This is a genomic window from Chitinophaga varians, from assembly GCF_012641275.1.
In the GTDB taxonomy this organism is placed as follows: Bacteria; Bacteroidota; Bacteroidia; order Chitinophagales; family Chitinophagaceae; genus Chitinophaga; species Chitinophaga varians_A.
On the sequence record NZ_JABAIA010000002.1, the window covers coordinates 1,556,885 to 1,572,682 of the forward strand.

The 15,798-nt window shown below is 52.2% G+C and carries 11 protein-coding genes; 7 read left to right on the forward strand and 4 right to left on the reverse strand.

All coding sequences use genetic code 11. From position 1 onward, the window contains the following. Positions 1-21: 21 nt before the first annotated feature. Positions 22-3,996 carry a two-component regulator propeller domain-containing protein gene (locus HGH92_RS20925; RefSeq protein ID WP_247654990.1) on the reverse strand — a complete coding sequence of 1,325 codons (3,975 nt, stop codon included), beginning with the start codon at positions 3,994-3,996 and terminating at the stop codon, positions 22-24. Between the two features lie 193 nt (positions 3,997-4,189). Here HGH92_RS20925 and HGH92_RS20930 point away from each other — a divergent pair, with 193 nt between their 5' ends. The 6 genes from HGH92_RS20930 (at position 4,190) to HGH92_RS20955 (ending at position 13,375) form a co-directional block, all read left to right on the forward strand. Beyond that, positions 4,190-7,396 carry a SusC/RagA family TonB-linked outer membrane protein gene (locus HGH92_RS20930; RefSeq protein WP_247654991.1) on the forward strand — a complete coding sequence of 1,069 codons (3,207 nt, stop codon included), beginning with the start codon at positions 4,190-4,192 and terminating at the stop codon, positions 7,394-7,396. A 10-nt stretch (positions 7,397-7,406) separates the two neighbouring features. Beyond that, a complete protein-coding gene (locus HGH92_RS20935; RefSeq protein ID WP_168872694.1) occupies positions 7,407-9,440 on the forward strand; it encodes a RagB/SusD family nutrient uptake outer membrane protein in 2,034 nt (677 codons plus the stop codon). 17 nt (positions 9,441-9,457) lie between these two features. Continuing rightward, on the forward strand, positions 9,458-10,369 hold the full coding sequence (locus tag HGH92_RS20940; protein WP_168872695.1) for a DUF5017 domain-containing protein: 912 nt from the start codon (positions 9,458-9,460) through the stop codon (positions 10,367-10,369). A 5-nt stretch (positions 10,370-10,374) separates the two neighbouring features. Further along, positions 10,375-11,604: a glycoside hydrolase family 88 protein gene (locus HGH92_RS20945; RefSeq protein WP_168872696.1), complete on the forward strand. Its 1,230-nt coding sequence runs from the start codon at positions 10,375-10,377 to the stop codon at positions 11,602-11,604. A gap of 91 nt (positions 11,605-11,695) precedes the next feature. Continuing rightward, on the forward strand, positions 11,696-12,580 hold the full coding sequence (locus HGH92_RS20950) for an AraC family transcriptional regulator (protein WP_168872697.1): 885 nt from the start codon (positions 11,696-11,698) through the stop codon (positions 12,578-12,580). A 72-nt stretch (positions 12,581-12,652) separates the two neighbouring features. Next, the gene (locus HGH92_RS20955) at positions 12,653-13,375 is read left to right on the forward strand and encodes an SDR family oxidoreductase (protein ID WP_168872698.1); all 723 of its coding nucleotides are present in this window, start codon (positions 12,653-12,655) and stop codon (positions 13,373-13,375) included. A 14-nt stretch (positions 13,376-13,389) separates the two neighbouring features. On the opposite strand, the gene HGH92_RS20960 is transcribed toward HGH92_RS20955, so the two are convergent. The 3 genes from HGH92_RS20960 to HGH92_RS20970 all read right to left on the reverse strand — a co-directional run bounded on the left by HGH92_RS20960 (position 13,390) and on the right by HGH92_RS20970 (position 14,726). Further along, a complete protein-coding gene (locus tag HGH92_RS20960; RefSeq protein ID WP_168872699.1) occupies positions 13,390-13,800 on the reverse strand; it encodes an SRPBCC family protein in 411 nt (136 codons plus the stop codon). Between the two features lie 111 nt (positions 13,801-13,911). Continuing rightward, on the reverse strand, positions 13,912-14,412 hold the full coding sequence (locus HGH92_RS20965; RefSeq protein ID WP_168872700.1) for an SRPBCC domain-containing protein: 501 nt from the start codon (positions 14,410-14,412) through the stop codon (positions 13,912-13,914). Next, positions 14,409-14,726 (reverse strand): ArsR/SmtB family transcription factor, encoded by a 318-nt coding sequence (locus HGH92_RS20970; RefSeq protein WP_168872701.1) that lies wholly within the window; start codon positions 14,724-14,726, stop codon positions 14,409-14,411. Before HGH92_RS20970 ends, HGH92_RS20965 begins: the two co-directional genes overlap by 4 nt. A 176-nt stretch (positions 14,727-14,902) precedes the next feature. On the opposite strand from HGH92_RS20970, the gene HGH92_RS20975 reads away from it, so the two are divergent. After that, on the forward strand, positions 14,903-15,772 hold the full coding sequence (locus tag HGH92_RS20975) for an SDR family oxidoreductase (protein ID WP_168872702.1): 870 nt from the start codon (positions 14,903-14,905) through the stop codon (positions 15,770-15,772). Positions 15,773-15,798 lie beyond the last annotated feature (26 nt).

Here is a 15,798-nt window from a genome sequence, read left to right on the forward strand (position 1 = left end):
CAGAGAGAATAGGGGGAATTTTCACAATTCCGGCGTTTCGGCGAACTCAGAAGGCGTTTTCCCGAACTGTTTTTTGAACTCCCGGGAGAAATATTTACGGTCGTTGTACCCCACCATATAGGCAACCTGGTAGACGGTATGCTGACGGGTACGGATCAACGCCGCGGCCTTTTTGAGGCGCAGCGATTTCACAAAGTCATTCACCGACATATTGGTGACGGCCTTCAGTTTCTTATACAGCACTGGCTGGCTCATGGCCACCTTGCGGGCCAGCATCTCCACGCCGAAGTCCGGATCATCCATATGTTCTTCCACGAGGGCTATGACTTTTTCCAGGAAAGCATTGTCCAGGCTGTTGGGCAACGGGTCGGGGACGACTGCTTCCGTTTGCAGCTGCCGGCTGTAACGTTCGCGCATCTTTTCACGGGAGGCGATCAGGTTACGGATATTCAGTGCCAGCACCCTGGTACTGAATGGTTTGGTGAGATACAGGTCGGCGCCGGTTTCGAGGCCGCTCACATGATCGGCCTGTGAACTTTTGGCGGTGAGCAGCACTACCGGAATGTGACTGGTGCGTTCGTCGGTTTTAAGGGCTGTGCAGAATTGCAGCCCGTCCATTTCCGGCATCATCACATCGCTGATAATAATGTCGGGGATCTGTGTGGTGGCGGCAGCCAGGCCGGCGGCCCCGTTTTCACTTTCCAGTACCTTGTATTGTTCCTGGAAGGTTTGACGGATAAGGGCGCGCAGCTCCGGATTATCTTCCACAATGAGAACGGTAAAAGGCTGCGGGGTATCGGTAGCAACGGTATCTGCTGCTTCTGCGGACAATGGCATTTTCAGCGGTGCGGCCGGCAGCGCGGGCTCTCCGCCAACGGTGTGCTGCGTGCCCCCGAAATGCCGGAAGCCTAAAGGAAGACTAACGGTAAAGCAGGTACGGCCTTCTTGCGCTGCGACAGAGGGTTCACTTTCTACTGTCAGTGTGCCTTTGTGTTGCTCCACAATATTTTTGGACAACGCCAGCCCGATACCGTAACCGGTGTTTTGCAGGCCATGGTCCTGTACCTGGAAAAAATTGGTGAACAGCTTGTCCAGGTATTCGGGAGCGATACCGCGACCGTTATCGGTGACGGTGATCACCATGTTTTGTTTTACCTGGGACACATGCAGTTGTATACGGCCGCCGTCGGGCGTGAATTTAAAGGCGTTGGTCAGCAGGTTGAAGAACACTTTCTCCAGCTGTTCCCGGTCGAAGTAAACCAGCGCATGTTCCACATCATGCCGGAAAGCGATGCTGATATTACGGTCCAGCGACAGCTCCCGGAAACTGCTGTAGATCTGATCGAGGAAGGGTATCAGGTCTTGTTCCTGCACATGCAGCGTCAGATGGTTGGTCTCCGCCTTCCGGAAATCCATCAGCTCATTTACCAGCTTCAGCAGCCGGTCGGCGTTGTTGCGGAGCTGCGACAGCGTGGCCTGTAACGGGTCGTCCTTCTTCAGGGTGTCTATCATTTTCTCCACTGGCACCAGCAATAAGGTAAGGTGTGTCCTGATTTCATGAGACACATGGGTGAAGAAGTTCAGTTTCACCTGGTGCAATTCTTCTTCTTTGTGCAGCAGGGCCCAGAGGAAAAAGAAACGGGTGACGAGGAATATCAGTAAAATGACCCCCATTGCATAAATGGCATAGGCCCACCAGGTGCGCCAGAAAGGGGGAAGGATGGTGATCTCCATTTTGGCAGGTTCGCTCCATATGCCATCATTGTTGGCGCCTTTCACCCAGAATGTATAATGGCCGGACGATAAATTGGTGTAAGTGACGGCAGGGTTGGCGGTCTCTATCCAGTTGCCGTCACCGCCCTCCAGCCGGTAGGCGTAGCGGTTTTTGTTGCTTTTGATATAATTGAGCAACGCAAATTCCAGGGTGAACACATCCTGGTTGTATTGGAAGCGCAGCGCCCGGGTATGACTGATATCCTTTTCCAGCAGGTTGTCTTTTTGACCGATGCCCACCGGGTTGTTGAACAAACGCAGGCCGGTAAAGCGGATCGGCGAGGGGTGGGTGTTAGTGATGATTTTTTCCGGATAGAAACTGGTGATGCCGTTATACCCGCCAAAGAGGAATTCACCCCGACTGTCGCGCAGGAAAGAGTTGTAGTTGAACACGTTGCCGGCAATGCCATCGCTGACGGTATACGTCTGGAACTTGTTACGGGCGGGGTCCAGCCGGGCCAGCCCGTTATGGGTGCTGATCCACAGATAATGCTGGTCATCTTCCAATAGCCCCAGCACATTGTCATTCGGCAGGCCGTCTTTCTCCCTGTAATGTGTTGTTTGTTGCAGGTCGGCGTTGTATCTGACCAGCCCTCCGAAATACAGGCTTACCCAGATATTGTGTTTTGAATCTTCCTGGATGGAATTGATATATCCCTGTTGTAATACCCGCGCGGAATCCCCTTCCAGCACATACAGGCCGCTGATGGTGCCTACCAGGATGCGGTGACGGGTATCTTCCAGGATATAACGGATAGACTGCCGCCTGGCGATGCCCATGATCACGGTGTCTGCCTGCTGCTCCAGTTCAATGCCTTTGCGGTGGAACAAATACAGCTGCACGTTGGTGCCTACCCAGAACCGGCCCCGGCTGTCTTCCAGCACGGAGGTCACCTCCCCTGAAAAGGTGGCAGGGTCTTTAGGGTTGTAGAGATAACGTCTGAAACCGCCGTTCTGCAACAGGTTCAGCCCACCGCCGTGGGTGCCGGTCCAGATATGGTGGTCTTTGTCTTCATACACTACCTTCACCAGGTTGGAACCGAGGCTGGCGGCATTGTTGACCTCATGTTTATAATAGGTGAAGCGGCCGGTGGCACGGTCATAATAATTGAGGCCGCCGCCTTCAGTGCCTATCCAGTAATTGTGGCGGGCATCTTCGTGTATGCTGCTGATCACGTTGTTGCTGATGCCATCCAGGGGAGGATGTTGCTGCCAGGCGGTAAACGAGCCGCCATCGGGGCGCACCATGTTCACACCGCCGAAGTAGGTACCTATCCAGATGGTGCCATTGTTATCTTCATAAATACTGTGGATGGAATTCTGGCTAAGGCTGTTGTTGTTGTGCGGCTCCTGCTGGTAGTGGCGGCCGCTCATGGTGACGGGATCTATAATGCTGAGGCCTTCCTGTGTACCGATCCACATGTTACCGGCTTTGTCGGGGACTATGCGCCTGACTATATTATTAATGATCACGGGCTGGGCCAGTAACGAAAAACGACCGGTGGCCGGATCATATATATTAATACCGCCGGTTTGGGTGGCAATCCACAACCGGCCGAATTTATCTTCTGTGATGGCGGTGATGAAGTTCATCGCGAGACCTGAGGTTTGCCCGTCTTCATGCCGGAAGGTCTCTGTTTTGTCACCGGTCATTTTAGTAAGGCCTTTATTGGTGCCTATCCAGATGTTGCCGTGGCGGTCTTCGTACACGCATTTCACTACGTAGCCGGCGATTTTTCCCGGTGTGAACTGTACCAGCCGTTTACCATCCTGGAGGAAAAGCCCGTTGTTGGCGCCTATCCAGCGACGGCCTTTACTGTCTTCATAAATACAGTTGATATTGGTACGGCGGGGAGGGGGTTCCAGTGTTATGCGTTCAAAGCGGTCATGTACCGGGTCGTATTTGGCCAGTCCGCCGGTAGTGCCTATCCACAGGGTATTGTGGCGGTCGCGGTACATGGTCATGATCTGATTGTCCGGCAGGGAAGTGCTGTCTTCCGCATGGTAGCGGTATATTTTGAAACGGAAACCGTCGTACCGGTTGAGGCCATAATGGGTGCCTACCCAGAGGAAACCCTGCTGGTCCTGCATAATAGACAGCCCTGCGTTGTGTGACAGCCCGTCTTCTACCGTAAGATGTGAAAATGTGATGTCCTGCCCGCTGCTTTGAAAAAATACAGCCGGGACCAACAGGCATAAGAACAGGAAACACCGCCAAATCATGCTCTAATATAAGCATTGTATACACCCCCGTGGGATTTTTTTATCCCGGAAGATGTTTTTATTATTTTGATAATCAGTAGGTTGGGGGAGGATTTATAAAATTCACCCCATTCATTTAGGATTGTCCCCCTGCAATCTGACCGCGTTACAACATATTTGTGCGTCAACCAGAATTCCTTTCAATTCCACTCTTATGAATATGAGATGCCAATCATCCTGTAAGGGAAGACTATCCCGCTTCGCCTTCAGTAGTTTTCTAGTGGGGATCATGTGGGTATTGATAGTGCCGCTTTCCCTGTTCGCGCAACAAAAAAAGACCGTGTCCGGTATAGTGAAGGACAAAGACGGTAATCCGCTGGTAGGCGTGACCGTGATGGTGAAGAATGACAAAACGGGCACCAGTACCAATGATGCGGGCCGTTTTGTGATTGCCGCCGCGCCGGGCGCCACGCTGGTATTTACTTTTATCGGGTTTGAAAAAACAGAGCAGCCGGTGGATAACCGGACCGAGTACAATGTCCGGCTAAAGGACCGGGTAGGTACGCTTAACGATGTGGTGGTAGTAGGATATGCGTCTGTGCAACGTAAAGACCTGACCGGCTCTGTGGGCAGTGTGAACATGAAGGAGTTTGAGAAAGCGCCGGTGAAGTCATTCGATGAAGCGCTGGCCGGCCGTGTGGCCGGTGTGGCGGTAGCCAGCAACGACGGGCAACCCGGCTCCGTTGCCAATATCGTGATCCGTGGCGCCGGCTCCATCACGCAAGACAACTCGCCGCTGTACGTGATCGATGGTTTTCCTACGGAAAGCTCCAACGCCAACGCCATCAGTCCTGCTGACATCGAATCCATCGATGTATTAAAAGATGCCTCTGCCACGGCCATTTACGGCGCCCGTGGTTCCAACGGCGTAATTCTTATCACCACCAAAAAAGGCAAATCGGGCGCGCCACAGGTGACCTACAACGGCTACTATGGCTGGCAGCAGATCCCTAAGAAAATACCGCTGCTGAACGCTTATGAGTTTGTCCGGTATGTAGGCGATATCAATCCGTCGATGTATGATTCCATTTATCTCGCCGGCGGCGTGAAACTGGAAGACTACCGCAACAAAGAAGCCATCGACATGCAGGATTATATTTATCGGGTTGGACAGAACCAGAACCACGATATCGCCGTCCGTGGCGGCAACGATAAAACCCGGTATTCGATATCGGGCAATTTCAACAACCAGCGGGGCATCATCATCAACAGCGGGTTTAAGCGTTACCAGGGCCGTTTCTCGCTGGACCAGACCGTGAGCAGCAAGCTGAAAGTAGGCATCAACGCCAACTATGCCTATAACGAAAGTTATGGTATCCCTGTTTCCGCCACCAACTTTTACGCTTCCGCCACCACGCTCTATTCCGTATGGGGTTTCCGGCCTACCAACAGTATTGCGGGGAGAGACAGTGCAGCGAACCTGATCGATGATTTTTATGATCCGGGCAATGAGATCGCCAATAACCAGGACTATCGGGTGAACCCCTTACAGAATATACAGAACCAGTATACCGTGACGAGGGTCAACAACCTTATCGCTAATGCATATGCGGAATATGCCATCACCAAAGACCTTACCCTGCGTATCGCTGGCGGCATCAACACCGTGAATAACGGGACCGATATCTTCAATAATTCCAAAACACAGTCAGGCAGCAAGTGGAATTCCAATGGTGTCAACGGCAGCGTAGAGTACATACCTACTTCATTGTGGCGTTCCGAGAATGCGCTTACGTATCGTAAGCGCTGGAACAAAGTGCATAACCTGACGGTGTTGGGCGTATTTGAAGCGCAGGGCTACAAAATGTCGCGGCGTAAGTTCTCTGCCAACCAGGTACCCAACGAAGACCTCGGCATGGACGCGCTGGACCTGGCCGCACCGGCCAATACCTCGCTGATATCGCTGAGTTCCCGGTGGACCATGGCCTCCGGAGCGCTGCGGGTCAACTACGATTACAACTCCAAATACCTCTTTGCCGCTTCTGTTCGCGCGGACGGCTCCTCCAAATTTGCACCAGGCAACAGATGGGGTTATTTCCCCGCCGTATCGGCCGCCTGGCGTTTCAGCAGCGAAGCGTTCATGAAAGACCTCCGCTTTATTTCGGATGCTAAAATCAGGCTGGGATATGGCGCTTCCGGTAACAACCGCGTGACCGATTTTGCCTACCTGTCACAGTTGTCACTGACCAATATGCAGTACTGGTATTCCACGGGCAACGGTCCGTTAGGCATCGGCGCGGTGATGTCTACTGCCGCCAATCCCAATCTGCGCTGGGAAACCAATGAACAGACCAATATCGGCCTGGACCTGGCTTTCCTGAAAAACAGGCTTAGCCTCACGGTAGACGTCTATCAGCGGACCACCAAAGACCTGCTGCTGTTGGCTGCATTGCCCTATGCACATGGCATTGAGAGCGCACAGGGTTTTAAAAACGTCGGCAAATTACAGAACAGGGGCCTCGAAATCACGCTGGCCGGTACCGTGGTCGATAAAAAAGACTTCTCCTGGAACAGCAACTTTAACATCAGCTTCAATCAAAACAAAATATTATCACTGGCAGAAGGGCAGCAGTCTATCCTGTCCGGCTCCGGTACTTTCTTCAATACCACTTACTCCGGGCTGTTCCCTTATATCTCTGTGATCGGAAGGCCGCTTGGTGAAATGTACGGCCTGGTGTTCGATGGTGTATACCAGTACGCCGATTTTGATGTGATGCCCAACGGTACCTATCTGTTGAAGCCGGAGGTGCCCACCAACGGCGCCGCGCGGAACGCGATCCGTCCGGGTGATATCAAATACAAAGACCTGAACGGCGACTTGCAGGTGAACAACCAGGACTATACGATCATTGGCAGCGGTCTCCCCAAACATACAGGCGGTTTCAGCAACGATTTCCGTTACCGCAATTTTGACCTGAATATCCTGCTGCAATGGTCTTACGGCAATGATATCATCAACGCCAACCGCTACGTGTTTGAGGGTGGTATCGTCAACAATCCCAACCTGAACCAGTTTGCCACCTACAAAGACCGCTGGACACCGACCAATCCCAGTAATACGCTGTTCCGCGCCGGTGGCATGGGCAATGCCGCTTACTCGTCCCGTGTGGTGGAAGATGGATCTTATCTGAAGCTGAGGACCGTATCGCTCGGATATAATTTCCCCGGTGCCTGGCTGAAACGTGCTAAAATAAAGGGCATACGTATTTACGGTTCCGCACAGAACATATACACCTGGACCAAATACTCCGGTATGGACCCCGAAGTAAGCGCCAGGCCCGGCAACCTCACGCCCGGATTTGATTACGCCGCCTATCCGCATTCACTGTCTTATGTGACCGGCTTAAACGTAACCTTCTAAAACGATGAACATGAAACGTATCTGCATTTTCGCATGTATCGCCATAGCAGGACTTACCGCCTGCAATAAATTCCTCGATACCAAACCGACGGATTTTTATACGCCCGACAACTATTACCAGAATGAAGTTCAGCTGCAACAGGCGCTGAACGGCGTATACAGTGACCTGATGCGCCCGGAGCTGTATGCGCAGGTGATGGGCTTCAACTTCGTGTCCACCACCGACGAAGTGATGGCCAACCGCACCGCCGATGGCGATGCCCGCGGCCTGCGTTACAACTATGACGCGTCGCTGGTGCATGTGGCCAATATCTGGAAGTATGCCTATGTGGGCATCAACAACATCAATGTGTTGTTGCAGAACATCGACAAACCGGTGATGGACCAGGGCAAGCGTAATATCCTCAAAGGACAGGCGCTGTTTCTCAGAGGCTTTTTCTATTTTATTCTTACCAGTAATTATGGTGATGTGCCACTGGTACTGCGCCCGCTCGCTATCAATGAAGTAAACATGGCCGCGGCCAAACAGGCAGACGTGTATGCGCAGGTAGAGAAAGATATGAAAGACGCAGAGGCGCTGCTGAAAGATTATACCGTAGTACAGGCGAAATTTAATGACGTGGTGACGCTGACCGCCGTACAGGCCATGCTGGCAAGGGTATATATCTACTGGGCCGGTTATCCGCAGAACAATACCGCCAAATACCAGGACGTCATTACCTATACCGATAAAGTGATCAATTCCGGTCTTCATGCATTGAACCCCGACTACCGCCAGATATTTATCAACCTGGCCAAAGACCTGTACGATGTAAAAGAGAATATCTGGGAGCTGGGCTCACTGGGCGCTGCCGCGGGCGTGGTCAATAAATCCGGCAATGATATCGGCAACTTCGTAGGCATACAGTCGGCCCTTACTGCCGCAGATTCCACCTCCTATAATGCCGCCGCCTGGGTATGGGTGACTAAAAAACTGTTTGACGCCTACGAAGTTGATCCTAACAGCACTGCCACGCCTAACAAGGCTTCGTTGGATATCCGTCGTGACTGGAACTGCGCCAATTATATTTACAACGGCACCAATCCCCGCGTAAAAGCCGCCAGGCCTAATATCTGGCAGATGTGCGCCGGTAAGTTCAGAAGGGAATATGTGCCGCAGTCTATCCGCAATACTAACGGTGCCGCAGGTACGTATAATATCAACTGGCCGATGATCCGTTACTCCGATGTATTGCTGATGCGCGCCGAAGCAGAGAACTATGTGAATGGCCCCGCTAACGCCTATACGTATATCAACCAGGTGCGTAAAAGAGGTTACGGCCTGCTGAACGGCAACGTGGTGAAGTCTGTTTCCATTGTGAATGCCGGTTCGGGGTATACCGTACCGCCGGTTGTCACCATCACCGGCGGCGGGGGTAACGGCGCTACAGCCACCGCCATCCTCACCAGCGGTAAAGTAACGGGCATCTATCTTACCAGTCCCGGTGCATTAACGCCTGGCGCTTATTATTCTTCCGCGCCGGTAGTGGTAGTGGGCACTTTCTGGACGCCAGGTGTCAGCTATACCGCCGGTATGCAGGTCACCAATGGCGCTAATCTGTACACCGTTACTACAGCAGGCACTTCTACCAACACGGCGCCCACGCATACCAGCGGCGCTTCCAGCGCTGCGGTGACCGGAGCGGTGTTCACTTATGCCGGCGCAGCGGCTACCGCCACTGCCACCATTACTACCGGTACTGAATCCGACCTGACGCCCGGCCTAAGCAAAGAAGCGTTCCAGCTGGCCATCCGCGATGAAAGGATGCGGGAGCTGTGTTTTGAAGCATTGCGCAAGGCAGACCTGATACGCTGGGGGCATTTTGTGGCAGATATGCAGGAGTTCGCCGCCTGGGCCACCAGCAACGGCGCCGGCGTAACGGCCACCGGCAATCCCAACGGGCTGCAGGGCATCCGTAACGTAAGCCAGCGTCATGTGCTGCTGCCCAAACCGACCTATGAACTTAACCTTAACCGTTTACTGGTACAGAACGAAGGCTGGTAATTCAAAAATCAACACACATGAAAAAATCACTCATCATACTCTTCGCATTGGCTGCCGTGGCCTGTTCCAGGAAAATGCAGGTAGACAGGCCGGACTTCGGCGTGTCCCTGGACCCGGCCCGCCGGGTGGCCGATACTTTTGTGTACCGCCTCGGTGACTCCACCCGGTTTCAATTCAACGGCTCCGTAGGCAACATCGCCTTCTATTCCGGTGAAACAGGCAAACGGTACGACAGCCGTTCAACCACTTATCAACTCGGCAAAGTGACGCTGAGCTTCTCTTCCAAATCGGAGTTTGGCGCACAAACCAACACGTTGCAGGTGCTGGCCACCAATAACCTGCCCGGTTTTGATTCCGCTTCCGTGGTGAATGCTGCCTGGAAAGATATCAGTTCCCGCGGTAAACTGGCCACCAGCGCTACCGTGGTGCCCTTTGGCACAGCCGATCTTACAGACCTGGTGGGCAACGCCAATGACTCGCTGTTTATCGCGTTCAAATACAGCGGTGTAACGGGTACGACCCAACGTACCTGGACCATCACTGATTTCTCCGTAAACAATGTACTGGCAGACCGGAACATAGCACTCAGCACCGTGGCGGCTGATGTGGCGTACTGGACACGTTACGGTAACGTATGGGACCCCGCCAATGGCCGCTGGACGCCCTCCGCCACCGATCTTAAAATCACCGGCGGCAATGCGTCCGCCGCTACTAATACCAGCTGGATCATCACCAGGCCGCTATACGTGGGCCGCATAGCGCCCGATGTCAGCACCGGCGTAAAAAGCATCAACGAACCAGACAAAACGGAGTATGTTTACGTATATCCGGCCCCGGGAGTATACCGGGCTACTTTCATCGCCTACAACCATACAGTGGACGAGGAAAAAAGCACTATCCGTGAATTTATCATTAAAGTGACACCATAAGAATTATGAAACCATGGCTTTGTTTGGCGGTAGCCGCAGGACTGACGGCTTACACCTCTTTTACAGAAAAGGATTTTATCAACAGTAATACCGGCTTTGCGCGGCAGCAGTTGACGCATATGTTGCACGAAACGGAAACCCGCGACAGCCTGGCTTTTCCCCGCACCACCGATAAAGCCGGGAAGATGACCACTACCTCCATGTACGACTGGACGCCCGGCTTTTTCCCCGGCTCGCTCTGGTATGCATATGAGTTGACAAAAGATCCGGTGCTGCGGCAGCAGGCGGTCCGCTGGACAGAAAAACTGGCGCCGCTGCAACATTTTACGCAGCACCACGACCTGGGGTTTATGATGTATTGCAGCTACGGCAACGCCTATCGGTTGACCGGCAACCCAGCTTACCGCGACATCCTTGTGCAGGGCGCACGTTCGCTCAGCACCCGCTACAACCCCGTCACCAAAAGCATTAAATCCTGGAATGCCTTTAAATCCTGGCATGGAGAACAGATGTACCGCTATCCGGTGATCATCGATAACCTCATGAACCTGGAATTGCTGTTCTTCGCATCCAAAGTAACCGGTGATACCAGCTTCCGGCACATCGCTGTCAGTCACGCAGAGACGGCCATGCATAACCAGATACGGCCGGACTATAGTTCGTATCACGTAGTATGTTACGATACTACCAATGGCAAAGTGCTGGCGCGGGAAACGGCACAGGGATATGCAGATAATTCCACCTGGGCGCGTGGCCAGGCCTGGGGCATTTATGGTTTTACCATGATCTACCGGGAAACAAAAGATCCGCGCTTCCTGAAAACAGCCACAGGTATGGCCGACTGGTTCCTCAACAGCAAAAACCTGCCGAAAGACAAAGTGCCCTATTGGGATTTTAACGCACAGGAAAAAGGATACGCCCCAGGGATGCGGTCTAATGCAGTCAACGTAAAAACAAAATACCGCGACGTGTCTGCCGCAGCCATTGTGGCTTCAGCGCTGTTTGAGCTGAGTGGTTATGTAGATGTTGCCAGGGGCGCAAAATACCGTCAGGCTGCCATTGACATGTTGCATGTACTGGGCAGTCCGGCTTATCGTGCGCCTGAAGGAGCCAATGGCAATTTTATCCTCATGCACAGCGTAGGCAGCATCCCGCATAATAATGAGATCGATGTGCCGCTGGTATATGCAGATTATTATTTTCTGGAAGCGTTGCAGCGATATAAAAATTTATAACTCCTGTTGTACCACAGTAAACATAAAAAGAGCAGAAATCAGGTTAACGGTAGAAGATCTCTTTTAACCAATATTCGCTTATTTTTAAGATATGATTTCAGGAGCTTCTTCTATTCCCAAATACTCTCTGGAGCAGTCCGGTGGACGGAACAATCTTTTTGACATTCGCCGGATAGGCACGGATTCCAGGGAGATGCCGTCCATTTTGCTGTCGCCGCACCGTAAGGATTTTTACATGCTGGTGCTGGTAGAGGAGGGTAGCAGCCGCCATTGGGTGGACATGCACCCTTATACGCTGAAGGCGGACACGTTTTATTTCACAACGCCGCACCAGGTGCATGTGAAAGAAGAACAGGAACCGATGAAAGGTATGGTGCTTTATTTTACCGAAGGCTTCCTGGACGCGGCTGCTAACCAGCAGATCAGGCAGCTGCCTGTCATCCAGAACCCGGACAATGGCCATGAGATGCCGTTGGAGAAGGAAGATGTGGCGTATGTCCGCGATATCATGCTGCGTATGGCGGAGGAATATGAACAGCGGCCTGACTGGCACAGTACCATGTTACAGGCTTATCTGCACGTGTTGCTGATTTATCTCAGCCGTTTGTATACCCGACAGTTTACCACCAGTGAAAAACGCCCCGGACGTCAGTTGCTGAAGAAATTCCTGGGCCTGATAGAATCAAACTACACACAACATCACGAAGTGGCGGCTTATGCCGGGTTATTGAATATTACTGCCGGCCATCTGGGGGATGTTGTCCGTGAGCAGAGCGGCCGGTCGGCTATTGAGCACATCCATGCCCGCCTGCTGCTGGAAGCCCGGCGCATGCTTTTCCATACTGACAGTTCTATCAAGGAGATTGCGTTTGCGCTGGGATTTGAAGACGCCTCTTATTTTAACCGTTTCTTTAAACGGGGCTGTCAGCAGACGCCGCTGGCCTTCCGGACAGCCGCCCGGGAAATGTACCATTGATCCCGCAAAGTGTACCGTTGCGGCGACAGGCATACCGGTAATTTTGCGGTCTAACATGTAAATAGGTCATCCATGAAGACAGCACTCATTACAGGAGCAAATAAAAGCATCGGCTTTGAAACCGCCAGGCAACTACTGGACGCAGGCTATTTTGTATACATCGGCAGCCGCGATGTGGCAAGGGGAGAGGAGGCTGCTGCGCAGCTGGGATCGGAAAATACCGCTGTTGTGCCGCTGGACGTAACAGATGCCGGCTCCATCCATGCGGCCCGCCAGCTGATAGGACGTACCACAGACAAACTCGATGTGCTGATTAATAATGCAGGTATCAGGGGCGATTTTCCCCAACTCCCCACATCTGCACCGGTATCGACTATACGAAGTGTTTTTGAAACCAATTTTTTCGGCGCCATTGAGGTTACCCAAACCTTTATGGACCTGTTGCGGAAAGCTCCCCATCCCAGGATCGTGAATGTTACTTCCGGCCTTGCTTCACTTACATTGCACAGTGACCCGTCATGGATGTACTATCCCATCAAAGGCGCTGCCTATGGCCCGTCTAAAACAGCGCTCAATGCCTGGACGCTCGCACTGGCTTATGAACTGCGCGACACTGCTTTTAAAGTGAATGTGGTGGACCCCGGATATACCGCTACGGATTTTAATGAACACAGAGGCACCGGCACCGTGGAAGATGCCGCGGCAATAATAGTCCGCTTCGCTACACTCGATGCGGATGGCCCGACTGGTAAGTATTACAGCAATGACAGGGATGGAGAGGAAAGTCCGTGGTAAAAGAATGACAACCGTTAATTGGCTTCCGTATATTTTTTGTAATTGTCCAGGATAGCCTGCCATCCGGCTTGTTGCATCTCGGCCGGGTTCTCATCTTCCGCGTCGAAGGTAACGGTAACGGCTGTATTGTTTCCCTGGCCTTCAAACACAACTTCCGCAGCACGGCCGTCGCCCATCACATAGGTAAAACTTTTGCCGTTGTCGATGTTGTTGTAGATGGCTTCAAAGTCAAATCCCCAGCTGCCGTCTTTGGCTTCCATGCGTGCGTTGTATTTGCCGCCAACCCTTAAGTCGTTGCTGGCGCTGGGGCAATGCCAGTCGTCCGATGCAAAATTCCATTTGGTGATATGTTCCGGCTGGGTGTAATACTGCCAGGCTTTCCGGGCGTCTGAAGCCACAATCGTTTGAACGCTAATTTTGGTCATATACTATCAATTTATAAGTTACAAATGCACCCGGGCTTTTGAGCTATAATGTAAGCTGAATGTAGCCCGGGCTTCTTGAATTAAAATGTAAGCTGAACGTAGCCCAGGGCTTTAGCCCTGGGACTCCAGCAGTTCATCCAGTTTTTCAAGCGTTAATTTCATGCCCTCTTCCATACCCATCTTAATCACGGTTTCGAGGTCGTTGAGCGATGCATAGGAAACGACCGTTTCCACGAGCGCATTTTCGCCTTTGTCCTGGAAACGCACGTCCCATTTGGCGCGCGGCAGTGCAGGGTTGATATCGCCGTTATCATCACAGAAAGCGTCCAGCGCGGTGTAATAGTCAATCGGATGGATTTTCTGGTAGTCTGTACGTCCCCAGTATTCTTTGCCTTCAGGGTCTACCATGGCATACAGCCAGTAACCACCTTCCCGGAAGTCCATGTGTTTGGTCTTTGTGGTGAATGGTTTGGGGGCAAACCACTTGTCCAGCAGTTCACTTTTCGTATAGGCGTCCCATACCAGTTGGCGTTTGGCCCGGAACTCCCGGCGGATGGTCATTGTGTTTTTGTCCTTGTCTACCAGGAAATCAAATTGCAGGTGGATGCTCATGGTTGCTTATTTAAATTGGATAATAGAGTGTCAAGTTGATTGAAACGATCTTCCCACATACGGCGGAATTGTTCCAGCCAGATGTCTATCTCTTTCATTTTCTTCAGTTCCAGTTGGTAATAGATCTCCCGGCCCCGGTGCTCCTGGCTGACCAGTTCACATTCCGCCAGGATTTTCAGGTGTTTCGATACCGCCTGCCGGGTGGTGTCAAAATGGGCCGCTATGGCGTTGGGTGTCAGCGCCTGCATGGCGATAAGCACCATGATGGCCCGTCTTGTAGGATCTGCTACTGCCTGAAATATATCTCTTCTCATGTGCAGGATTTTAATATGGCAACCGTTTGGTTGCAAATATATGTGCAACTAATTGGTTTCGCAAATTATTTTTTTGTTGACAGGCGAAAATTTTGGCTTTCGCGTTTTCGTTTTCTTACAATTCCAGGCCGTGGCGGCGAAGCATCTTTGTGTCATCAAACAAAAAAAATAAGTTTATGACACAAGCTACCATACTGATCACCGGCGCGACCGGAAATGTAGGGACACAACTGGTAAAGAAACTGGCTGCCGCCGAGGTACCTTTTAAAGCGATCGTTCGCAACGGGGATAATAGCACTTACCTGAAAAGCCTTCCCCTGGCTGAGATCATCCAGGCTGACCTGGCTGACGCCGAGGCCGTCAGTGAAACCCTGCAGGGCGTAGATAAAGCCTTTCTGCTCACAAATTCATCTGAACAGGCAGAGGCGTTGCAACTAAATTTTGTGACCGCCGCACAGGCTGCAGGGGTGCAACACATCGTTAAGTTGTCGCAGTTTGCAGCGGCGGAACAGTCGCCTGTCCGCTTCCTGCGTTACCATGCCCGCGTGGAGAACAAGATCAAAGAACTGGGCATGGCTTATACCTTCCTCCGGCCCAACCTGTATATGCAGGGACTCCTGGCCTTTGCGGACTACATCAAAAAAGACGGACAGTTTTATGCCGCCGTGGGAGGTGCTGCCATCAGCGCGGTGGACGTACGCGATATCGCAGCGGTGGCGGCCTGTGCGCTCACTACAGCAGGGCACGAAAACAAGATCTACGATATCACTGGCGGAGAAGCGCTCACACATGGTCAGATGGCGGACATACTGACCAAAGTGTTGGGGAAACCGGTGAAGTTTATTGACGTAAGCCCAGAACAGATGGAAGGTGCGGTGAGGGCTGCCGGATTCCCTGAATGGCAGGTAGGTGGCTTAATTGAGGACTATGCGCATTATGCAAGGAACGAAGCGGTGATTGTGAGCCAGGCGGTGCCGGAGGTGACCGGTCAGGCGGCAATTAGCTTTGAGCAGTTTGTGCAGGATTATAAAGCAATGTTCATATAAAACAACGGCAGCAGTAACACTGCTGC